At 49.1% G+C, this 6866-nt stretch carries 5 protein-coding genes, 1 tRNA gene, 1 pseudogene and 1 other annotated feature; all 7 genes and pseudogenes read right to left on the bottom strand.

The window, feature by feature from the left end; all coding sequences use genetic code 11:
* On the bottom strand, positions 1-140 hold a 140-nt coding region (locus BM159_RS09510; protein WP_177205989.1), incomplete at its 3' end, for a transposase.
* Between the two features lie 199 nt (positions 141-339).
* Positions 340-415: transfer RNA gene (locus BM159_RS09505), tRNA-Thr, on the bottom strand.
* Between the two features lie 155 nt (positions 416-570).
* Complete coding sequence (locus BM159_RS09500; protein WP_093914005.1) at positions 571-1116, bottom strand: SGNH/GDSL hydrolase family protein; 546 nt, start codon at positions 1114-1116, stop codon at positions 571-573.
* 89 nt (positions 1117-1205) lie between these two features.
* Entirely contained in the window at positions 1206-2483 is a 1278-nt protein-coding gene (locus BM159_RS09495; RefSeq protein ID WP_093914004.1) for an ATP-binding protein, read from the bottom strand.
* Between the two features lie 232 nt (positions 2484-2715).
* On the bottom strand, positions 2716-4416 hold the full coding sequence (gene ilvB, locus BM159_RS09490; RefSeq protein WP_093914003.1) for a biosynthetic-type acetolactate synthase large subunit: 1701 nt from the start codon (positions 4414-4416) through the stop codon (positions 2716-2718).
* A 253-nt stretch (positions 4417-4669) separates the two neighbouring features.
* Positions 4670-5659, bottom strand: a pseudogene (gene ilvC, locus BM159_RS09485) (ketol-acid reductoisomerase); the annotation flags it as partial.
* Between the two features lie 194 nt (positions 5660-5853).
* Positions 5854-6357, bottom strand: coding sequence for an acetolactate synthase small subunit (ilvN, locus tag BM159_RS09480; protein WP_177205993.1), 504 nt, complete (start codon positions 6355-6357; stop codon positions 5854-5856).
* A gap of 147 nt (positions 6358-6504) precedes the next feature.
* Positions 6505-6738, bottom strand: a binding site (T-box leader).
* Between the last annotated feature and the right edge of the window lie 128 nt (positions 6739-6866).

Genomic DNA, 6866 nt, shown 5'->3' with positions numbered 1-6866 from the left:
CCTTTCCATTTGCACAAATCTTTAAGAATCGTTCTGATATCCAAACGCAATTGGTTATAAATGATTTTTCTTCTGTATTTTGGTGTAAATACAATGTGATATTTGCATACCCACTTGGTATGTGCTAAACTATTTGCCATAGGGCAACATCCTTTCTTGTTTTAGTGACGGCTTGAACACTATCATTATACAAGAAGGATGTTGCCCTTTTGCTTAAGCATTAATCCCACCTGCGTAGCAGGTGGTTTTTGAGCCAAATCCCCTTGAGGGATTCGGCTCCCAAGCTAAAGCCATAATAAAAAAGCGGTCTCCCGACTTCGGGAAACCGCTTGTTTACTGTGGAGCCACTTATAGGATTTGAACCTACGACCCTCTCATTACGAATGAGATGCTCTGCCAGCTGAGCTAAAGTGGCAAATCGATAGTACTTTATTATTATCCACATTTTTATTCCATTCGTCAAGTGGAATTTTGAATTATCGTAAATAATACCCGCTGTACTACGAGAGAATGCCATTTGCTTTTTACTTCTGTTTATATTATTGTTTTGCGTTTGTTTTGTTTTTCCTTCTACTTTTCTTTTATCCAGTTTTCCAGCAACGGTGACGCAAAATTGCCCAAGGCTTCATACGTTTCCGCTTTCGGATGCACGCCGTCCCAGATGAACCAATCCATACGGTGCTTCTTCGTTAAAAACATGGGTTCAAAGTCAAGCAGGTAACATTTGTTTTCAAATTCTTTTTTCATTGCGTCACGCAGGCGTTCAATCAGATGGTTCAATTCCTCCGCGCCACACAGCCAGGGCAGCACTAGGCAAAACGCAGCGTTCTGTTCGTCGCAAAACTGTTTCGCCAGTTTAATCTGGTCAATGGAAAACGTCAGAGGGCAGCCCTGGATGATGTCGTTCATGCCGCCTTCAAAAAGAACATGGCTCACATCTTCTGGCAGCGGACGCCAGATCAGTCGGTCTTTGATATCGTCACAGCACTCGCCGCAGATACCGTGGTTCAGCATGCGGATTCCCGTATTCTTTTGTACCTGCGCGATCCAGCTGTTCTCCGGCGCAAAAGGAAAACCTTCTATTAATGAATCTCCAAAACAGGCGATCGTTTCCATAGTATTTCTCCAAAAAGTTTTAGCTTAGCCGGCTGCTTTTACAAAAACACTCTGCGGAAAATCAAAAGTTTCACGTGAAACATTAAACTCTATTCTTCAAGATTCCCCAGATACCATTTCACAAACTGATTGGCAATGCGCCCGTTCCGCCCGGAATGTTCCATTTCCCAGCGGATTCCCTCCAGCCGTAATTCTTCCGGTGACAGGCGAACACCAGCTTTCCGGAGTTCGTGGTCGATGATCTGCAGGTATTCGTCCTGGCTGGGCATGGAATAATGCAGGATCAGGCCGAAGCGGTCAGACAGCGAGATGCTTTCATTGGCGCTGTCCTGCCGGTACACTTCCGCTTCCAGCGCATCGTTCCGGTCGCTCCAGGTCTCTTTCAGCAGATGACGGCGGTTTGAGGTGGCATAAATCAGCACGTTATCAGGCTGGGCCGTAACGCTTCCGTCAATGGCGGATTTCAAATATTTGTAACTGGACTCCCCTTCGTCAAAGGAAAGATCGTCAAAAAACAGGATGAATTTTTTACTGCGGATATCATTCAGCTTCTCCAGCACAGGCGAAACCAGTTCCAGCTGGTCCCGGGTGATCTGGATGAGCCGGAGTCCGTCGGCGGCAAACATGGCTGCCAGAGCCTTCACTCCGGTTGACTTGCCGGTACCCCGCGCGCCGGTCAGCAGCACATTATTGGCAGGCCTGCCTTCCATAAAATTCTGCGTGTTGGTCAGCAGTTTATATTTCTGATCTTCGTAGCCTAACAGGTCATCCCATTTAAAAACAGGAAAATCTGCAATGCCGATCAGGGTTCCGCCTGTGCCGATGCGGAAAGCGGTGTAACGGGCCAGCATGCCGCTGCCCCATTTTTTGTAATGCGCCAGCAGGGCTTTGGCCGCCCCGGCCGGTGTCTTTGCCTGTAATATTTTATTCTGCAGATTGTTTTCAAACTTATGATCTGCTTCTTCAGCAGGCGCGTATGCATCCAAAAAGGCTGCTCCGCTAAAGGCCGAACTCTTTGCCAGAAGAAACGGAAGCAGCAGCTGCATATCCTGGGACATGGCCTGAACCAGCCCTTTTCCGAAAGCACCGGTAGCTTCAATGATATCCGCTGCCGTGTTGCTGCCTTCTGCCAGGCAATGCACCATATATGAAGATAAAATATTGCCGGACAGCCCCAGCGTTTCTGCTTTCTTTACCAGCAACGCTGTCAGTTCGCTGCGCAGAATCTGTATTTCCGTTTTCCCGCTATCCGGTTCACCAACAGGTTCTTCCTGCTCTTTTAACCGGATGGCAACCAGTTTATTTATCACTGCGTCTTCCAACAAATTCCGGCATACCGTCAGCCTTCTCAAATCAGGATATCCCATAACGCCACAACCCCTCATTCCCAAACAACCGGACCGACCCGGTAAAAGGACTTCCGGTCCGGTTGCTCAGCATTTTACTGTAACAACAATTTCCAAATACGAAAGTACCGGCAGTCCATGGATATCGTCAGCGGATCACCGGTACTTAATTTTACTATACTTTGCATTTTCAGGCAATGCTGTTCGCCATATCAAAAAGACACGCGCCACCTGGTTTATGGCTTACTGATCCTCAGTCTATCGTATCCTGCAGGATCATCTGGTCCAGATGTTTGCCGCCGGGCACCATGGGGAACACATTCTCATCGTTGGGGATAGCCACATCGACCAGCACGGAATGTTCGCTCTTCAAAGCCGCTTTCACGACGTTGTTCAGCTTTTTAGGATCGGTGACTTTCATGCCTTCCAGTCCCATGGCTTTCACCATAGCCGGAAAATCCACCAGGTCTTTTACGATGGACTGGCTTTCCCGCCCGCCGAAGAACAGGCGCTGCCACTGGTTCACCATGCCCAGCACATTATTGTGGAGCACAAATACCTTGACCGGAATACCGTACCGGTGCAGCGTGGCAAATTCCTGGCAGCACATCATGATGCTTCCGTCGCCGGTAAACAAAATCACCTGGTTTTCCGGGCAGCCGAGTTGCGCGCCCATGGCTGCGGGCAAACCGAAGCCCATGGTTCCCAGGCCGCCGCTGGAGAGGAAATGCCGCGGCATATCCACATTGTAGAACTGGGCCGTCCACATCTGGTGCTGTCCTACGTCAGTCACTACGATGGCGTCTTTGTCCGCGTGTTTCAGTATGGTTTTATATAACCGTTCGGGCGTGATTTTTCCCTTCAGCTTGCGGGAAACAAAAGGATGTTTTGCCTTAACCTTCAGCAACTCTTCACGCCAGGGAGCAAATTGTTCTTTCAGCTCCGCAGCGCTTTCCAGCACTTTATTCGCAAAGATTGGCATAGACCAGCGCAAATCGCCGATGACAGGAATGTCCGCATGAACGATCTTGTCGATTTCCACACTGTCCACTTCAAACTGGATGACAGTAGCGTATTTGGCAAACTTGGCAACATCGCCGGTAACACGGTCGCTGAACCGGGCGCCGATGGCCAGAATCAGGTCGCACTTGGTTATGGACATGTTGGAAGTATAGGAGCCATGCATACCCACCATGCCAAGGTGCGCATCGTAAAAATCAGAAACTGCGCCCTTGCCCATGAGCGTCGTTACAACCGGCACGCCGGTGGCTTCCACGATCTTGCGGATAAAGTCAGCCGTATTGGAAGAAATAATGCCGCCGCCGGTCATAAGGATCGGCTTTTTTGCTTCTTTAAAAGCGGCTACTGCCCTGTCAATAGCGTTTTCATCCCCGGTAAAATCTGCTTTGTAGCCCCGCAGGTGAACTTCTTCAGGATACACAAAATCAATTTCCGCGCGGAAGACGTCGGTCGCGATATCAACGAGCACCGGACCGGGACGCCCGGTCGTAGCAATCAGGAAAGCTTCTTTAATTACACGTGGCAAATCATCAATCTTCTTGACCAGGTAATTATGTTTTGTAATCGGCGTTGTAATACCGGTGATATCCGCTTCCTGGAAAGAGTCCCTGCCAATCGCTTTTGTCGATACCTGCGCGCTGAAAACAACTAACGGGATGGAGTCCATGTAAGCTGTTGCGATACCTGTAACCATGTTGCATACACCAGGTCCGGAGGTAGCGAAACATACGCCGGGACGCCCGGTGGCACGGGCGTACCCGTCTGCCGCATGCACAGCGCCCTGCTCGTGTCCGGGCAGGATATGCCGGGGATATTCCGCCTTATACATTTCATCATATAAAGGCAGGATTACGCCGCCGGGATAGCCGAATACCACATCCACCTTTTCTTTTCTTAAGCTTTCAATTACAACTTGCGCACCATTCAGTTTCATCGGGCTTTACCTTCTCATTCTATCAGAGTTGCACTGCCGGAGACACGCTCCGGCAGCGGATTCTATTGTTTAGTGCAGGTCATCAGTTTCATTGAGGCCAAACTTTTTCAGTTTTACCTCAATCATGTTTTTTCCGTTTTTATTTTTTAACAGGAGCTTTTTTGACAGCAGCTTTTTTGGCCGGGGCTTTCTTTGCCGGAGCTTTTTTCGCAGGAGCCTTTTTGGCCGGAGCCGGAGCTGCTGCTTTGGGAGCCTGCAGCCAGCTCATCATGCTGCGCAGTTTTTTGCCAACTTCTTCCAGCTGGGTTTCCGCATGGATACGGCGTTCAGCTAGGAAATGAGCGCGGCCTGCGGAACGGTTTTCCAGCAGCCAGTCTTTGGCAAAGGTGCCGTCCTGGATTTCTTTCAGCGCTTTCTTCATAGCAGCGCGGGTGTCATCGGTAACAATCTTTTTGCCGGTATGGTAGTCGCCGTATTCCGCCGTGTCGCTGATGGAATGACGCATTTTGGCCATGCCGCCTTCATACATCAGGTCAACGATCAGTTTCATTTCATGGAAGCATTCAAAGTATGCGATTTCCGGCTGATAGCCTGCTTCAACCAGCGTATTGAAACCGGATTCCATCAGAGCAGTTACGCCGCCGCAAAGTACGCACTGTTCACCGAACAGGTCAGTTTCGGTTTCTTCCTTGAAGGTGGTCTCGATAACGCCGGCACGGGTGCCGCCGATGCCGCGGGCATAAGCCAGCGCCAGGTCAAAGCATTTGCCGCTTGCATCCTGATAAACCGCGAACACGTTGGGAACGCCGGAGCCTTCCGTAAATACGCGGCGAACCAGATGGCCGGGACCCTTCGGGGCAACCATGAATACATCGATGTCAGCAGCGGGAATGATCTGTTTGAAATGAATATTGAAGCCATGGGCAAAAGCCAGCGCGCTGCCGGGTTTCAGGTTGGGAGCGATTTCGTTCTTATAAACGTCAGCCTGCTTTTCGTCCGGAATCAGAATCATGGTGATGTCCGCCCATTTAACTGCTTCGCCAACAGTCATAACCTTTAAGCCTGCTGCTTCTGCTTTAGCTGCGGATTTGGAACCTTTGTACAGGCCAACCGCAACTTCCAGTCCGCTGTCACGCAGGTTCAGCGCATGCGCATGACCCTGGCTGCCATAACCGACGATAGCAACCTTTTTGCCTTTGATGACGTCCCAGTTTACGTCCTGATCGTAATACACTTTTGCCATGATAAATCTCTCCTTTTTAAATAAAAAATATTAAAATGATACAACGAAAACGACTTTACGGAATTGCCGGTTAGCTTTGTTTGCGCGGCTGCCTGCGCTTTTGCAGATGGCATCATGCAAACGGTTCTCCCGGCGTTTCCTTATATTTTACACCCCGGACGTTTGCCCGGAATCAAAATATCCTTACCGGATCCTTACATCTTTTTTACTGCGTTGGAGCCGCGAGACAGGGAAATCTGCCCGGTCCGGGCCATTTCAATAATTTCATAATCCTTCAGCATCTGCAGCAGTGCCTCGATATGGTCTTCCCTGCCGGTGACGCGCATGACAACGGCTCCCGGATTGACGTCCACGATTTTGGCGTGGAACAGGTCCGCCAGGTTGGCAATATCCGACAATTCCTGCGTGGAGTTCACTTTAACCTTGATCATGGCCAGCTCGGAACTGATGAACGGAGCCTCATCCAGATTCACAACCTTGATTACATCAATCAGCCGGGCCAGCTGCAGAATCGCCTGATTCAGGGCTCTTTGGTCTTCCACGGACACGACGATGTTGATACGGGTCACATCCGGTTCTTCCGTATAGCCGGCGTTGATGTACTCAATGTTGATGGCTCTCCGACTGATCAGACCGGCCACATGGGTCAGAACGCCCGGTTTGTTGTCGCACAGAATCGCCAAATGCTGCTTCATCATTTTGATTTCCCCCTGTATACCTGAAAATTTCTTTCAGCAGTTTTACGGTAAACAACCGCACGAGCAAGCGCGAATCATTCTTCTGCGCTTCTTTCGATTTACTAAAACGGAAGCCGATTACCGTATAAAAAAACCGTCCCACATAAGCTGAGGGACGGAAATAATCCGCGGTACCACCCTGATTCCCGTAAATAAACGAGCTCTTTACTACGTACCAACATACGCGTTTCCTGTAACGTGGAAATAACGCAGGCGCTTAATGCTGATTCAGCGCCGGTCTTCAGGGAGGATTTTCCTCTGCCCGCCGTCACCGGTTTTCACCAACCACCGGTTCTCTGGGACCTGCCGCAACAGACTACTCTTTCCCTTCATCAGATGTACTAATTTTAAAATTACGTTAAAAGTATTATATGAAAGAACAATATTTTTGTCAAATTGTTTAATATTAAATTTGAAGATTTTAAGAATAAAAATACTATAAATTCTAAAATCTGTAACATCCTGAACAA

It is taken from the genome of Succiniclasticum ruminis DSM 9236 (assembly GCF_900112895.1).
Lineage (GTDB): Bacteria > Bacillota > Negativicutes > Acidaminococcales > Acidaminococcaceae > Succiniclasticum > Succiniclasticum ruminis.
Note: the sequence above shows the minus strand (reverse complement) of the source record. Positions and strands in the feature narration are given on the sequence as shown.